The following is a 14813-nucleotide window of genomic DNA, read 5'->3' on the forward strand; positions in this document are numbered from 1 at the left end:
TGCAAACTCATTTAGTAATTGAACCATTAATAAGAATTCCCTATGTTTTAGCTGTTGTAAAACAGTAAGTTAGTTTACGTTTCTTAAGGAAAAGGAGCAGCATATGGATTCTTACCAGAGGATTATCCAGTCAAAACAACAGCTGGCGGCATTGGGGAATATTACCGTACGTTCGCAGTTCGGCGGCTATAGTCTGGCCGTTGAAAAAGTGGTATTCGCCTTGGTTACCGAGGGCGAGCTTTATCTGCGCGCCAGCGAACCGCTAAAACGCTATCTCCGCACGCAATCGCTGCCGGCGCTGGTGATTGATAAACGCGGTATGGCTATCAAGCTACGCTATTACCGTATCGATGACGCGTTATGGAATAACCCGCCGTTGTTGCTCACGCTCTCTCAATCAGCCCTTGCGCTTGCGCAGCGGCAAAAAAGCGCCCGGCAAAATAATGTGCGGCTTAAGGATCTGCCGAATATGGGCATACGCATGGAAATGTTGCTGCGCGAGATAGGGATCAACAGCGTTTGCGCGCTGCGCGAAGCAGGGGCGAAAAGATGCTGGTTACGCTTAAGAATGCGTAACCAGCATTTAGGGCTGAACTGCCTGATGGCGTTGCAGGGCGCCATTTCAGGTCATCATCAGGCGGCGCTGCCTGCCGAGATCAAACAAGAGCTGCGCGACTGGTTTAACTGCACCGTACGCTGGGAAAAAAGAGGACAAAACTAACCCGCGGCCGGTGAGGCCAACTGCTTTTTCAGACGGGCAATTTCCGGCAGCAGCGCAATCAACAGGCCAATTTGTTGCAATACCAGCTGCGCTTGCGAATCCGCTTCGCTGTCAAAACGGGCAATACGAGCGGCAAGCTCATTCATCATCTGCTGCGTTTGCTGCTCGCTAACCACATTCACCTGTAAAACGTCATCAACATAGCAGACGGCATCATCCAGCAACGCCAGTAATTCCGGCTGGGTTATTTTTGCGCGATGGGCGCCCAACGCGGAAATATAGCTTAAAAAAGAGTGGTTCAGGCACAGCAGCCGGAATGCCGCTTCGCGCAGCTGCGGATCCGGGCGCATTTCGGTTGAAAGGTTAGAAACCACCGAGGCCAGCTCAGCATCGCCATTATGGGCATCGCGACGCGCGATACGGTATGCCAGGCGGTTATCTTTCCCCTGATGATACTGTTCCAGAATCGCATCCAGATAACGGCAGTTAGCCGTTAGGGTCTTTTCTGCTACCGCCGGCAGACGACGAAAACGCCAGTCTGGCCAGATAAAACTCACCGCCAGCCAGGCGATGCCGCAGCCTAACAGCGTATCGACAATACGCGGAACGGCGATATCAAAGCCTTCGCCGAGCAAATTAAAGCACAGCAGCACCAGCAGCGTAATAAACATCGTAGCATGCGCATACTGCACCTGGCGGAAAGCAAAAAACAGCACGCCCGACAGCACAATCAGCAGTAGTTGCCCATCAACGGACGGTACCAGCCATAGCACCGGCAAACCAATGGCGATACCGGTCAAGGTGCCGATAATGCGCAGCGCCAGACGGCGGCGCGTGGCGTTATAACCCGGCTGACAAACAAACAGGCTGGTTAATAAGATCCAATAACCGCGCTCCAGGCCGGTAAGCTGAATAAAGGCGTAGCCGACGCACAGTACTAACGACATCCGCACGGCGTGGCGAAACAGCGGTGACTCCGGCGTGAGATGACGGCTGATGCGCAAACGAATATCGCTCCAGCCGGTTAATCCCTCGCTGGAAAGATGCGTATCGCTGCCGTGCCGATGCGCCTGTTCCAGCGCCTGTTCCGACTCTATCGTTGCCAGCTGGGCATCAATCGCTTTTAAATTATTCAGTAAATAACGCAGCGCTTTGTGGCGCGCTTTATCTTGCGGCGTATCGGGCAGCCGATCCAGCGCTGCCTGCAAATGGTTAAACGCGCGCTCAAAGCGCACGTCATGCTGATAGGTGCGCTGCAGCAAAATCGCATCGGAGAGCTGTCGGCAGGCGCGCGCCTGCATCGTCAGTAGCCGCTGAAAGCGGAACAAAATTTCACTGTAGCGCCACTCCTGGCGCAGCGCGTGATATTGCACATGGGAAGAGCTGGCGCGTTCATGGATATCCTGCGCCACAAAGTAATAGTGCAACGTTCGCCGCGTGCCGCGTTGCCCGCGATCGCCGCGCAGCCGGCTTTGAATAGAGGTTTTGCTCTCGTTAAGTACGGCAACCAGCTTGCTGTTTGCCATCGCCACTTCCACCAGCCCGCCATCGTCCTTTTCTTCCATATCGGGATCGAACAGGCTGGCCTTAGCCTCCAGATAATTGGCCAGCATGCTGTAGCTGCGCGCCATATTTTCCTGCAGCGGGCGGATAGGAAACAGTAGATGTCCCGTCAGCGTCAGCAGGTTATACCAGATGGCCCCCAACAGCAGCAGGATCGGCTGAAGATACCACTGTGAAAAGAGCCCCGCGCCCAGCATGGTATAAATGGCGATCAGCAGCGCACCAAAGGCGATGGTGGCGTAGCGCTGGCCAAGTGCGCCCAGCAGGATAAAACCCCAGGTAGAAAAGGCCAGACCGAGAATAAACAGCCACGGCCAGGGGAAAAGCAACTCCACGGAAACCGAGGCGATGCAAAAACAGAGTAGCGTAATCAGCAGATTACGCAGTCGACCGGTGAAGCGGTCATCCAGATCGGCCAGCGCGGCGGCAACCACCCCAAGCGTCAGCGGCAGCGTCCAGACTACCTGATGGATCCACCAGGGAAAGGCGGCGGCGCCAGCCAGCGCCAGAAAAATGCGGGTTAAATAAAGCCCGGTACTGTTAGCCGTATAACGACGCAAACCCGCGGTTAACGCGATCATGGATGATGACCTTACTGATAACGACGACGCGCATTGGCTTCACGTGCCGCACGCGCTTCTTCCGTTGAGACGACCCGGCGGCCAACCGGCCATAGCGCGATAGCAGCCAGTTTAAAGTTAGCAATACCCACCGGAATGCCAATAATACTGATGCATTGTGTAATGCCCAGCATGATATGAGAGAGGCATAACCACCAGCCAAAGAAGATAAACCAAAAGATATTCAACAAAGTGCCACCGGTATTCAGCAGCGCATTGCTGTGATCGGGACGCAGCTCATCCACATGCACCGCCTCGTTACCATAGGGCAGCAGGGAAAGTTTGGTTATCTCCCAACAGGAGCGCGTCAGCGGCAGCGTAAAGATCAGCACAATGCTGACCAGAGTAGCAAACAACCAGCACAGCGTGGTAAAGAAGCCACCCAGCACAAAGTTAAGGATATTCAAAACGGTACGCATTACAGGCTTCCTTTAGAAAACAAAATTTATCCAACTCCTGTGCTTGATTGTAACCTGTTTTAATCCTGGAGCGGTAAACTACGGCTCGGTAGACTAACGGGCAAAGCGAATTCATCCACCTTTGGTTATAACGCATGGAACTAAAAGCAACGTCGCTCGGTAAACATCTGGCGCAGCATCCCTATAATCGGGTGCGGCTGTTAAGCGCCGGGGTAGAAGTCAGCGGTGAAAAACATGAGTATCTAATCCCGTTTAACCAGCTGCTGGAGATTAAATGCAAACGCGGCCTGATCTGGGGAGAGCTGGAGTTTACGCTGCCGGATGACAAAGTTGTGCGGCTGCATGGCACCGAATGGCAGGAAACGCAGCGTTTTTACCATTATCTTACCCAGGCCTGGCAGCGCTGGAGCGAGGAGATGAGCGAAATCAGCGCGCAGGAGCTGGCATCGCTGGCAGCGACCTTACAACAGCAAGAGCAACAGGATCGCTGGCTTAAGCAGAGCGAGCTGGCTGAATGGCAGCAGCAAATTGCAGAGACCCTCTCCGCTTTGCCGCTGCCCGTTTCCCGGCTGGAAAGTTTTGATAACTGCCGAGCGGTGTATCAGCAGTGCCGGGAATGGTTATGCCATGGCGAAAGGGCGCGCACGAAGCGTAACGATGCCTGGACCCAGCGCATGCTGGAAGATCATACGGATTTCTTCGCGACGATAGAGTCAGCCCCGCTCAATCTTTCGCAGGCGCGCGCGGTAGTTAACGGCGAAGAGTCGTTGCTGGTGCTGGCAGGCGCCGGCAGCGGTAAAACCTCGGTACTGGTGGCGCGCGCTGGCTGGCTGTTGCAGCAGCAGCAGGCGCAGCCGCAGCAAATATTACTGCTGGCGTTTGGTCAGCAGGCGGCGCAAGAGATGAACGAGCGCATCCAGTCCCGGCTGCCGGCTAACGCGCCAGAAGCCCGCACTTTCCATGCGCTGGCGCTGCATATCATCCGCGAGGGCAGCAATAAAAGCCCGCTGATATCGCATCTGGAGACCGACAGCGAGGCGCGTCGCAAGCTATTGATTGAGGCCTGGCAGCAGCAGTGCGCGGAAAAAAAAGCGCATGCCAACGGCTGGCGACAGTGGTTGACGGAAGAGCTGGAGTGGACGGTGCCGGAAGGCGATTTCTGGCAGGATCGGGCACTGACGCAACGGCTGGCGAGTCGCCTGGAGCGCTGGGTGAGTCTGATGCGTATGCACGGTGGCGCGCAGGCGGCAATGATTGCCGACGCGCCAGAGGCGATCCGCGAGCGCTTCGCCAAACGCGTTAAGCTGATGGCGCCGCTGCTAAAAGCATGGAAAAACGCGTTAAAAGAGGAGGGCGCCGTCGATTTTTCCGGCCTGATACATCAGGCGGTGAACCTGCTGGAGAAAGGACGGTTTATTAGTCCATGGAAGCATATTCTGGTGGATGAATTTCAGGATATTTCGCCGCAACGGGCGCTTCTGCTGGCCGCTTTGCGTAAACAGAATCGGCAAACCAGCCTGTTTGCCGTGGGCGATGACTGGCAGGCGATCTATCGCTTTAGCGGCGCGGAAATGACGCTGACTACCGCGTTTCATCATTACTTTGGCAGCGGCGATCGCTGTGTACTGGATACCACCTGGCGTTTCAACGATCGTATCGGCGACATCGCGAACCGTTTCGTACAGGAAAACCCGCATCAGCTTGCTAAACCGCTTAACAGCCTGACCAAAGGCACAAAAAAGGCGATTTCGCTGCTGCCTGACGATCGGCTGGAAGATTTGCTGAATAAACTGAGCGGCTATGTTTTGCCGGAGGAGCGGGTGCTGCTGCTGGCGCGCTATCATCATCTGCAGCCGGCATTACTGCACAAAGCTAAAACGCGCTGGCCCAAACTCAAGCTTGAGTTTATGACGATCCACGCCAGCAAAGGGCAGCAGGCGGATTATGTGATTCTGTTAGGGCTGCAGGAGGGCAATGATGGCTTCCCGGCCCCGCCGCGCGAAAGCGTAATAGAAGAGGGGCTGCTGCCCCAGCCGGAAGATTTTCCCGATGCGGAAGAGCGGCGTCTGGCTTATGTCGCTTTAACGCGAGCGAAGCAGCAGGTCTGGCTGCTTTATAATCGCCAGCAGCCATCGGTATTCGTAGAGAATTTTAAACGTCTTGGCGTCCCGCTGCTGCGTAAGCCTTAGGCATAGCGAAACAGACGCGTTTATTTAAGGCGCGTTTGCAGATAAGTTTGATAATCGGGGATCTGAATCGTCACAGCCTGATTAAATAACGGTGATTTAATCAAGAAGTCGGCGGTGGAACGGTTAGTCGCCGTGGGGATATTCCAGACGGTAGCAAGGCGCAGCAGCGCTTTAACGTCCGGATCGTGCGGCACGGCATTCAGCGGATCCCAGAAGAAGATCAACAGGTCAATTTTGCCTTCGGCGATAAGCGCGCCTACCTGCTGATCGCCGCCCATCGGGCCGCTCAGCATGGCATTCACCTCAAGGCCGGTGGCGCGCTGAATCAGGTTGCCGGTGGTGCCGGTGGCATAAAGCGTATGGGCGTCCAATAGCGCTTTATGCTGGCTGACCCACTCCAGCAGTGCGGTTTTGCAGTGATCGTGTGCCACCAGGGCAATGGTTTTCGCTTCGGCAAGCGTACGGCTGGTTTGCTCCATGAATGCATCCTGTTGAGAATAGGGTGGAAAATCGGGAAACAAACCACGAGTTTACCGCTGCGCGGCGGTAAACATCAACTTGGCCGTAGCGCTTTCATCCAGCTGACCAGCCGCTGGCGCGTGGCGCTGTCTACCTGATGAAACCACAGCTGAAACAGGCGCTCCCCTGGCATATTTGCGCCAACCACATCGACCGGAAATTTATCCTGTTGCATGCTTAACGGAGGCTGCTGGGCAAAACGCGGTACGGATGCTACCTGACCGTTGCGGTTATAGGCGATCAGCGCCTTTTCCAGATCGGTCTGATGCCCATCCGGTAAAGGCAGGCGATCGCGGCGGCTGGCCACCGTCTGGCCTTTTTCGTCTATCAGAATAAACGCGCTGTTTTTATCAAACTGACGCCGATCGCGCAGGTTTTCCAGCGCGGGCAGCCGAATAGAGATAGATTTGGTGTTAGCGACAAAGGTCACGATTAAAGGGGCGGAGATATAGCTACGCCTGGCATTGCCATGAGATGTGTCGAGTACTTTTTCCACACGGAACAGGAGCTGATGCTCCCCATTGTCCAGCTCCAGTCCATCAGCGCCCTTCAGCAGCGAGCCTGAAATTTTGCGTCCGTCCAGTACCAGTAAATCGATATTGGGATCGAGCTTGAGCGTAGTCGCGTAACAGGATGTTGCGAACAGCAACGCAAACATACCTGAACAGATCAAACGCAGCTTCATTATTTCTCCAGAAGGCGCACGGGAATCCCGGCAGTGAATGTATCAAATTCTTACATTATGGCAGCATGTTAACATTTTAACATATTATTTCGTGCCCTGAATCGCTAAATGCGCACAAGGATGCTGGCTGTTCATTCCCACAGCATAAATAACCTAAAATGGGACAATTCATTGTATCAGGAGTGACTTATGAACGATCAGATGATTGCCGATGTACTGCGTTCCACCCGCACTATTGCGCTGGTGGGCGCCAGCGATAAACCGACCCGTCCCAGCTATGGTGTTATGGCCTGGTTATTGCAACAGGGATATCACGTTATCCCTGTCAGCCCAAAGCTGGCAGGCCAAACATTACTGGGGCAGAAAGTCTATGCCGCGCTGGCGGATATTCCTGAGCCGGTTGATATGGTAGATGTGTTCCGTAACTCAGAGGCGGCGTGGGGCGTGGCGCAGGAGGCGATCGCCATTGGCGCGAAAACGCTCTGGCTGCAGCAGGGCGTGATCAATGAGCAGGCGGCAGTGCTGGCTGGAGAAGCAGGACTTAACGTCGTAATGGACCGCTGTCCTAAAATCGAAATTCCCCGTCTGGGATTATTGAAAAATCAGGCGCAATGACGCGTTAAGGCGAGTTGAGTCCGGCAGAGCGGAAAGAAAAATGAGATGCCTGGCATGCCAGGCATAATTTTAGTGACGTAAACGAGGAGATAGTAACTGCTGACGAACCGACTCAGCCAGCTCATCTAACGAAGGCTGCTCGGGATGAACCGTTTGCGCTTCGCCGGCAAGCTGAGCTTCGGCCAGATAGGTATGAATCGGCTCACCGTCATCGTCTTCGGTAACGACATGATACCAGGGCGCAGTACGTAACGTCTCATTTGCGCCAACATCATCAATATCCGGGTCGTCTAACGAATACTCGGGATCGACATCAACTACCACGCCCAGAAAGCCCAGCATCTTATGACGCACCTGCTGACCAATTCCAAATTTACTGGCAATCATCAATACCTCCTGACAAACATTGCCCCTAACCCTTAATATGAGGGCGCAAGCATCGTTTTCAAGTTACAGCACGCGGCAGGCAAACCCCTTCAGATAAAGACCTTCAGGATAGCTGGCGATAACCGGGTGATCGGCAGCCTGGCGGAACTGCTCTATAAATTGTACATCACGATGCGCGTCTACGGCGGCGTCAGCGATAATTTTCTGAAATAAATCAGTCGCCATCAGGCCGGAACAGGAGAAGGTCAGGAGCATACCGCCCGGATTCAGCAGCTGCATCGCCAGCATATTGATATCTTTATAGCCGCGACAGGCACCCGCCAGCTGATTTTTGTTTTCAACAAACTTAGGCGGATCCATCACGATAAGATCAAACTTTTCACCCTGGTCGCGATAGCTGCGCAGCAGCTTAAACACGTCATCACGCACGAATTGCGCCTTCGTGACATCCAGGCCATTCAGCTCGATATTCTGACGCGCCACATCCAGCGCCGCCTGCGACGTATCCACGCTGATCACTTCACGGCAGCCGCCAAGCAGTGCGGAAACCGCGAAGCCGCCGGTATAAGAAAAGCAGTTAAGCACGCGTTTATCTTGCGCATAGCGACGCGTAGCAAAGCGGCTGTCGCGCTGGTCCAGATAGTAGCCGGTCTTATGGCCGGTACGAATATCCACCAGCAGCTTCATGCCATGTTCGCTGATCGGCAGCAGTTCAGGCGGCAGCTCGCCGCAAACCGGTCCCTGCGCCAGCTCCAGCCCCTCTTTTTTACGCACCGCCACATCCGATCGATCGTAAATGCTGCAGTCGGGATAGCACTGCTGCAGGGCGGAAATAATCGCCGGGCGCTGGTATTCCGCGCCCGCGGAAAGCAGCTGCAGCACCAGGAAGGCGCCAAAGCGATCGATGGTCACGCCAGGCATGCCGTCGGATTCGCCGGCGATTAACCGGTAGCTGTCCAGACCGTCACGCGCCGCCAGCCAGTCACGCAGTTGCTGAGCAGCCTGCAAACGGCGGACAAAGAAGGCGATATCGACAGATTCGTCCTGCTGCCAGCTCCAGACGCGCGCGCGGATTTGCGAATCAGGTGAAAAGGCGGCGCGGGCCAGCCATTTGCCCTGGCTGTCACAAACGTCAATGGTTTCACCACGCTGGGCTTTACCCTCCATACGCGCGACGGCGCCGGAAAAAACCCAGGGATGACGACGGAGCAGGGACTTTTCACGTCCCTTAGCGAGAATCAATCGAACGGTCATATTTTGCTATGCTTACCAACGGAAAATGAGGCGACATTGTCCGGTGGTTACCGGCAAAATGCAATCAGCGGACATCAGGGGGAGGGCGCAATGACGCAACAATGTATTAAAGCCTGGGTGCATGGACAGGTACAGGGCGTGGGATTTCGCTATAGCACCCAGATGCAGGCGCAGCAGCTGGGTCTGACCGGCTACGCGCGCAATCTGGACGACGGCAGCGTAGAGGTGTTGGCCTGCGGCGCAAGCGAGAGTCTGGATCAGCTGGTGGCCTGGTTAAAGGCGGGCGGCCCGCGCAGCGCGCGCGTCGATCGCGTATTAACTGAGCCGCATCAGCCCGGTGAAATACCGCCGCGCTTTACCAGCGGCTAACCGCGCGGGGCGGAGTTTGCCTCGCTAAACACTTACAGGCACTTAACCGGTTTAGGCAGCCCGGCTATTTTTGTCGCCTGTTTTGCCGGGCCGTCAGGAAACAGACGGAACAGATAGCGGCTGTTGCCTTTTTCCTCACCGAATTTTTGTGCCATGGCTTTAACCAGCATTCTCACGGCCGGCGAAGTGTTAAACGTTAGATAAAACTCGCGAACAAAATGCACCACTTCCCAGTGTGCCTCGCTCATCGTAATCGACTCTTCCGCTGCGATATGCAACGCCAGCGCTTCGCTCCAGTCCGCGCTATTCAGCAGATAGCCCTGCGCGTCGCGCGCGATTTCTTTACCTTCAAACAGCACGATGTAGCCTCACTTATTTAACTGACGGCTATATTAGCAAACTTAACGGCGGCAAAAAATAAGGCCCCGCCGGTGGGCGAGGCCTGTAGCATGCGTTGAAAATAACCGCTGCTGAATGCTTAGTTATTACGCGAGAAGCCCAAAATGCTCAGCAGGCTGATAAAGATATTGTACAGCGAGACATACAGGCTAATGGTAGCGCGGATATAGTTGGTCTCGCCGCCGTGAATAATATTGCTGGTTTCCCACAGGATTGCGCCGGTAGAAAACAGAATAAACAGGGCGCTGATAGCTAGCTGTAGAGCTGGCAGCTGCAGGAACAGGTTAGCGACTACCGCCACCAGCAGCACCACAAAGCCCGCCATCATCATTCCGCCAAGGAAAGACATATCCTTGCGCGTCGTCAGTACATAAGCAGAACAGCAGAAAAACACCAGCGCGGTACCGCCCAGTGCCAGCGCAATGGCATCGCCCATGCCTGCCGCCAGGAAAGAGTTCAGAATCGGCCCCAGGCTATAGCCGAGGAAACCGGTAAAGGCGAAGGCGGCGAGGATACCGGCCGGGCTATTGGCCAGGCGGTAAGTTAAAAACATCAGGCCGTAAAACCCAACCAGCATCAGGATCAGGCCCGGCGCCGGCAAGTTGAGTAAGGTACTGGCGGTCGCGGTCGCGGCAGAGAAGGCCAGCGTCAGCCCCAGCAGGAAATAGGTGTTGCGCAAAACTTTATGCGTGCTCAGCAACGATGTGCCGGCACCAGAGCGGGAAACAATACGATCCATAATGCACCTCATACAGGGGTCACAATCTTAGCGCAGAGCATACGAAGCGCAGGACAAAGGGAAAAGGCGCTTTACCCTTCTTTACGCGTGAAGCCGCTGTTTTTGTGAGCCAAATGGCGAATATGCCAGCAAATAAAAGCGCTTTGACTGTTTTTCAGCCGAACAGCAGGGCAGCCTATTTACATTGCATCGAGGGGTGTTTATAGTTCGCCTCATTGCGGAGGGGTGGCCGAGCGGCTTAAGGCAGCGGTCTTGAAAACCGCCGATGGGAAACCATCCGAGAGTTCGAATCTCTCCTCCTCCGCCACTAAATTTACGACGGGCCAGCAGCAATGCTGGCCCGTTTTCGTTTGTGCCGCCTGCGCTTCTGCTTACCTTTTCAGCGCGGCGCTGCGAAAATAGTCAGTCAGATATTTTTTATATAAAAGGGGCTTGCACAAGCAGAATCAAGCCGTTAGACTGCGTCGCACAATATGACATGTCAGCAACGCAGTTGCAGATTGTCTTGCGGAGGGGTGGCCGAGTGGCTTAAGGCAGCGGTCTTGAAAACCGCCGATGGGAAACCATCCGAGAGTTCGAATCTCTCCTCCTCCGCCAAATTTTAAGAGCCAGCACAGCGTGCTGGCTTTTTTTATGGCTGTGATAGCGCCGCCCCTCACATTTTTGCCTGCGCCCCACGGCGAATTTAGTCAGCGTCGCGTTTGGCTTGTTAGGGTTTAATTCCCCGCAGCGCGAACGAAACGGCACGCTTCTAAAACATCTCGTTACTTTTCAATTAGCTATTCCGATTAAAACGCAGTGTCGCACGTCTGTTATAGTCCTGATACGATAGAGAGCCCGCTTCCGCTGCCGCAAAGTATGGCGCCGGGCGGCATGCTATACCCATTATTGGCGCTGATGCCCTGCGGTCAGCAGCCAGCCAGTCATCATCGGATCGAATGGAACAGTAACAATGATCAAAAAACTCAGTCTTTGCGCATTGTCGGTTATTGCGGCGTTACCTGTAGGATTTTCCGCCCACGCCGCTGATGGCGATCTGCAACTTCAGCAGGTATTAATGCTTAGCCGTCATAACCTGCGGGCTCCGTTGGCTGATAACGGCAGCCTGCTGGCGCAGTCGACCAAAAAGGCCTGGCCCCAATGGGATGTACCCGGCGGCGAGCTGACCATCAAAGGCGGCGTGCTGGAAGTCTATATGGGACGTTACACGCGGGAATGGCTGGCGCAGCAGGGGCTGATTAAAAATGATGCCTGTCCATCTTCCAACGAGGTTTTCGCTTACGCTAACAGCCTGCAGCGTACCGTAGCGACCGCGCAATATTTTGTGACCGGCGCGTTTCCTGGCTGCGACGTTACCGTTACGCATCAGGATGAAATGGGCGCGATGGATCCTGTCTTCAATCCGGTCATTAGCAATGACAGCGACGAGTTCAACAAGAAAGCGCTGGCGGCCCTGAATGCGCAGGGTGAAAAGCTGAGCCTTAAGCCAGCGTTCCAGCGTCTGGAAAAAATTGTCGATTATAAAAACTCACCGGCCTGCGCCGGTAAAAAGCAGTGCGCGCTGAGCAGCGACAATCAAAATAAATTCAGTGCGGAAAATGGCAAAGAGCCGAACGTAGCCGGCCCGCTGAAAGTGGGTAATTCGCTGGTGGATGCCTTTACCCTGCAATATTACCAGGGATTACCGTTGGATCAGGTCGCCTGGGGACAGATTAAAACGCCAGAGCAGTGGCAGGAGCTGGCGGCGATCAAAAACGGCTATCAGGAGGCGTTATTTACCTCGCCGGAGATCGCCCGTGAAGTCGCGGCTCCGCTGATTGATTACATTCGTAGCCAACTGGTGGATCAGGATAAAGCTTCCGCGCCGAAAGTGACGTTAATGGTAGGCCATGATTCCAATATCGCCTCGCTGCTGGCAGCGCTGGATGCCAAAGCCTATACGCTGCCAGGTCAGTATGAAAAAACGCCGATTGGCGGCCAGGTGGTGTTTGAGCGCTGGCACGATGCGAAAGCGGATAAAGATCTGGTGAAAATTGAGTATGTTTACCAGACCGCCGATCAGCTGCGTGATGCCGAAGCGCTGAGTCTGAGAAACCCGCCCAAACGCGTCACGCTGCAGTTAAACGGCTGCCAGACGGATGCTAACGGTTTCTGTTCCTGGGAGCAGTTTAGCAACGCGTTAAATGTGGCTCTGCAGGGCACCGCGCTGCAGCCTGCCGAGGCGAAACCAGCCGCGACGCCGGCCGCAGCCGCTGCTCCGGTATCCGATACGGCAGCGAATAAAGCGGAAGCGGATAAAGCCGCCAAACCGGCTGCTGACAAACCGGCCGCGGATAAGGCCGCCGAGCAGGCAAAAGCGGCGGAAAAACAGGCCGCCGAGCAGGAAGCGGCAGCAAAAGCGGCGGTAGAAAAAGCCCAGGCTGATGCAGACAAAGCGAAAGCGGCAGCGGCGAAAGCCAAAGCGCAAGCTGAGCAGGCGGCAAAAGATAAAGCCGCAAGCGATAAGGCCGCAGCGGATGCGCAGCCGAAAGCGGACCCGCAGCCAAAAGCAGCGGATGAGAAAGCTCAGCAGGCACCTGCGAAACAGACGGAAGCGGCCAGCTAATCGCCAGCCACATAATAAAAAAGGGAGCCTCAGGCTCCCTTTTTTATTATGTGGCAGTTTACTGCCCGGAAACGACCACCAGTTTCTGGTTCACAAACTCTTTAATGCCCAGATCCGATAGTTCGCGTCCATAGCCTGAACGTTTTACACCGCCGAAAGGCAGCTCGGCTGCGGTATCGCTGGCAGAGTTAATAAATACCATGCCGGTTTCGATGCGTGACGCCATGCGCTTACCGCGAGCAATATCGCCGGTAAACACCGCGCCGCCGAGGCCATAATGGGAATCATTGGCCAGTTGTACCGCTTCGTCATCATTTTCAACCACATAAACCTGCGCTACCGGGCCGAAAAACTCAGTGAAATAAGCCGGATTATCGCGAGTGATATGGGTCAGGATAGTAGGCTGATAGAAACAGCCGGGGCCAGATATCACCTCGCCACCATAGTGCAGGGTAGCGCCTTTGGCTACCGCCTCTTCAACCTGCTTTACCAGCGTATCGCGCGCGCTGGCGGAAGAGAGCGGACCCAGCGTACTGTTTTCATCCAGCGGATCGCCGATTTTGACCGCTTTAAAGGCCTCGGTGAATTTTTCGAGGAAACGATCGGCGACGCTGCGCTGAACGATAAAGCGTTTCGCGGCGGTACATACCTGACCGGCATTGCTCAGGCGCGCCTGCACGCCCTGACGAACGGCTTCCTCTAAATCGCAATCATCCAGCACCACAAATACATCATTGCCACCAAGTTCAAGGGTAGTCTTCTTCAGATACTTCCCGGCCTGCTGCGCCACTGCGCTTCCGGCGCGCTCAGACCCGGTCAATGCGGCGCCCTGTACGCGGTCATCGGCAATCAGTTCGGCCACTTTATCACTGGAGATAAACAGGTTGGTCCATGCGCCTTCGGGCGCGCCCGCTTCGCGCACCAGCTGTTCAAAGACGCTGGCGCAATGCGGAACAATCGCCGCATGTTTAGCCAGTACCGGATTGCCGGCCGCCAGGTTTGGCGCCAGCACGCGCATCAGCTGATAGTAAGGGAAGTTCCACGGCTCGACGGCGACCAGCACGCCAAGAGGATGATGTTCAACCCACGCCTCGCCTAACTCGGTAGGATAGGGCACCGGCTGTAAAAATTTTTCAGCATGTTCCGCATAGTAGCGCGCAATCTGCGCGCAAATCTGCACTTCGCCACGGCTCTGCTTCAGCAGCTTGCCCATTTCAAGGCTGGCTATTTTTGCCAACTCATCTGCGCGGCTATCTATCAGGTCCGCCAGCTTATGCAGTACCTGAATGCGCGGCTGAATATCTCCCTTTGACCAGGCGGACTGATAAAGCTGCGCAGCGGTTTCCAGCGCCTTTTCTACATCGTCATCGCTGTGCTCAGGCCAGGTTTTAATCACTTCATTGGTTGCGGGATTAACAGACTGGTAAGTTGACATAGGGGGCTCCTTGCGCGGAATAAAAAAAGGGCGGGAAAATCCCGCCCGCAGGAAGAGGGCTGACTAGACGTTTTTACGTTCAACCACCACGTCATCCCAGGTCAGGACATCTGCATCGGTTTTATCGAAGGCGCGAAACAGCACGTCATCGTTACCCTGCTGGCGCCAAATCTCTTCCGCCAGTTTTTCATCGTAATTTGCTACTTCAAAAATTGCCTCAGCAATCTCAGGTGAGGTATGGCGCAGGCTTGCCCATTCGCCAACATGATGTGCTTTGGATTGTTGCGTTGCCAT

General features: G+C 54.9%; 15 protein-coding genes and 2 tRNA genes. 7 read left to right on the forward strand and 10 right to left on the reverse strand.

Annotated features, from left to right (window positions below; genetic code table 11):
* Nucleotides 1-103 precede the first annotated feature (103 nt).
* Complete coding sequence (locus K6958_RS08010) at nucleotides 104-721, forward strand: TfoX/Sxy family DNA transformation protein (RefSeq protein WP_249894148.1); 618 nt, start codon at nucleotides 104-106, stop codon at nucleotides 719-721.
* Here the strand turns inward: K6958_RS08010 and yccS are convergent.
* Entirely contained in the window at nucleotides 718-2865 is a 2148-nt protein-coding gene (yccS, locus tag K6958_RS08015) for a YccS family putative transporter (RefSeq protein WP_249894149.1), read from the reverse strand. The two genes, K6958_RS08010 and yccS, sit on opposite strands and share 4 nt — an antisense overlap.
* A gap of 11 nt (nucleotides 2866-2876) precedes the next feature.
* A complete protein-coding gene (locus K6958_RS08020) occupies nucleotides 2877-3323 on the reverse strand; it encodes a YccF domain-containing protein (RefSeq protein WP_249894150.1) in 447 nt (148 codons plus the stop codon).
* A gap of 134 nt (nucleotides 3324-3457) precedes the next feature.
* Between K6958_RS08020 and helD the strand changes: the two genes are divergently transcribed.
* Nucleotides 3458-5512, forward strand: coding sequence for a DNA helicase IV (gene helD, locus K6958_RS08025; protein ID WP_249894151.1), 2055 nt, complete (start codon nucleotides 3458-3460; stop codon nucleotides 5510-5512).
* Between the two features lie 20 nt (nucleotides 5513-5532).
* Here helD and K6958_RS08030 read toward each other — a convergent pair whose 3' ends face one another.
* Nucleotides 5533-5991, reverse strand: a complete 459-nt coding sequence (locus tag K6958_RS08030) for a methylglyoxal synthase (RefSeq protein WP_249894152.1) — start codon at nucleotides 5989-5991, stop codon at nucleotides 5533-5535.
* Nucleotides 5992-6065: 74 nt separating this feature from the next.
* A complete protein-coding gene (locus K6958_RS08035; protein ID WP_249894153.1) occupies nucleotides 6066-6716 on the reverse strand; it encodes a DUF2057 family protein in 651 nt (216 codons plus the stop codon).
* A 189-nt stretch (nucleotides 6717-6905) separates the two neighbouring features.
* Here K6958_RS08035 and K6958_RS08040 point away from each other — a divergent pair, with 189 nt between their 5' ends.
* Nucleotides 6906-7331, forward strand: coding sequence for a CoA-binding protein (locus K6958_RS08040; protein ID WP_249894154.1), 426 nt, complete (start codon nucleotides 6906-6908; stop codon nucleotides 7329-7331).
* Between the two features lie 69 nt (nucleotides 7332-7400).
* Here the strand turns inward: K6958_RS08040 and hspQ are convergent, their stop codons facing one another.
* Together hspQ and rlmI are read right to left on the reverse strand one after the other, a co-directional pair.
* Nucleotides 7401-7718, reverse strand: coding sequence for a heat shock protein HspQ (gene hspQ, locus K6958_RS08045; RefSeq protein WP_249894156.1), 318 nt, complete (start codon nucleotides 7716-7718; stop codon nucleotides 7401-7403).
* 63 nt (nucleotides 7719-7781) lie between these two features.
* Nucleotides 7782-8972, reverse strand: coding sequence for a 23S rRNA (cytosine(1962)-C(5))-methyltransferase RlmI (gene rlmI, locus K6958_RS08050; RefSeq protein ID WP_249894157.1), 1191 nt, complete (start codon nucleotides 8970-8972; stop codon nucleotides 7782-7784).
* A 90-nt stretch (nucleotides 8973-9062) separates the two neighbouring features.
* Here rlmI and yccX point away from each other — a divergent pair, with 90 nt between their 5' ends.
* Nucleotides 9063-9341, forward strand: coding sequence for an acylphosphatase (gene yccX / locus K6958_RS08055; protein WP_249894158.1), 279 nt, complete (start codon nucleotides 9063-9065; stop codon nucleotides 9339-9341).
* A gap of 32 nt (nucleotides 9342-9373) precedes the next feature.
* Here the strand turns inward: yccX and tusE are convergent, their stop codons facing one another.
* The gene (gene tusE / locus K6958_RS08060; RefSeq protein WP_249894159.1) at nucleotides 9374-9700 is read right to left on the reverse strand and encodes a sulfurtransferase TusE; all 327 of its coding nucleotides are present in this window, start codon (nucleotides 9698-9700) and stop codon (nucleotides 9374-9376) included.
* A gap of 119 nt (nucleotides 9701-9819) precedes the next feature.
* Nucleotides 9820-10479: an FtsH protease modulator YccA gene (yccA, locus tag K6958_RS08065; RefSeq protein ID WP_249894160.1), complete on the reverse strand. Its 660-nt coding sequence runs from the start codon at nucleotides 10477-10479 to the stop codon at nucleotides 9820-9822.
* A gap of 219 nt (nucleotides 10480-10698) precedes the next feature.
* Between yccA and K6958_RS08070 the strand changes: the two genes are divergently transcribed.
* The 3 genes from K6958_RS08070 (at nucleotide 10699) to agp (ending at nucleotide 13084) form a co-directional block, all read left to right on the forward strand.
* Nucleotides 10699-10786, forward strand: a tRNA-Ser gene (locus tag K6958_RS08070).
* A 202-nt stretch (nucleotides 10787-10988) separates the two neighbouring features.
* Nucleotides 10989-11076, forward strand: a tRNA-Ser gene (locus tag K6958_RS08075).
* A gap of 355 nt (nucleotides 11077-11431) precedes the next feature.
* A complete protein-coding gene (agp, locus tag K6958_RS08080) occupies nucleotides 11432-13084 on the forward strand; it encodes a bifunctional glucose-1-phosphatase/inositol phosphatase (RefSeq protein ID WP_249894161.1) in 1653 nt (550 codons plus the stop codon).
* A 58-nt stretch (nucleotides 13085-13142) separates the two neighbouring features.
* Here agp and K6958_RS08085 read toward each other — a convergent pair whose 3' ends face one another.
* Together K6958_RS08085 and K6958_RS08090 are read right to left on the reverse strand one after the other, a co-directional pair.
* A complete protein-coding gene (locus tag K6958_RS08085) occupies nucleotides 13143-14519 on the reverse strand; it encodes an NAD-dependent succinate-semialdehyde dehydrogenase (RefSeq protein WP_249894162.1) in 1377 nt (458 codons plus the stop codon).
* A gap of 63 nt (nucleotides 14520-14582) precedes the next feature.
* Complete coding sequence (locus tag K6958_RS08090; RefSeq protein ID WP_085072177.1) at nucleotides 14583-14813, reverse strand: YccJ family protein; 231 nt, start codon at nucleotides 14811-14813, stop codon at nucleotides 14583-14585.

It is taken from the genome of Mixta hanseatica, from assembly GCF_023517775.1.
GTDB classification, from domain to species: Bacteria; Pseudomonadota; Gammaproteobacteria; order Enterobacterales; family Enterobacteriaceae; genus Mixta; species Mixta hanseatica.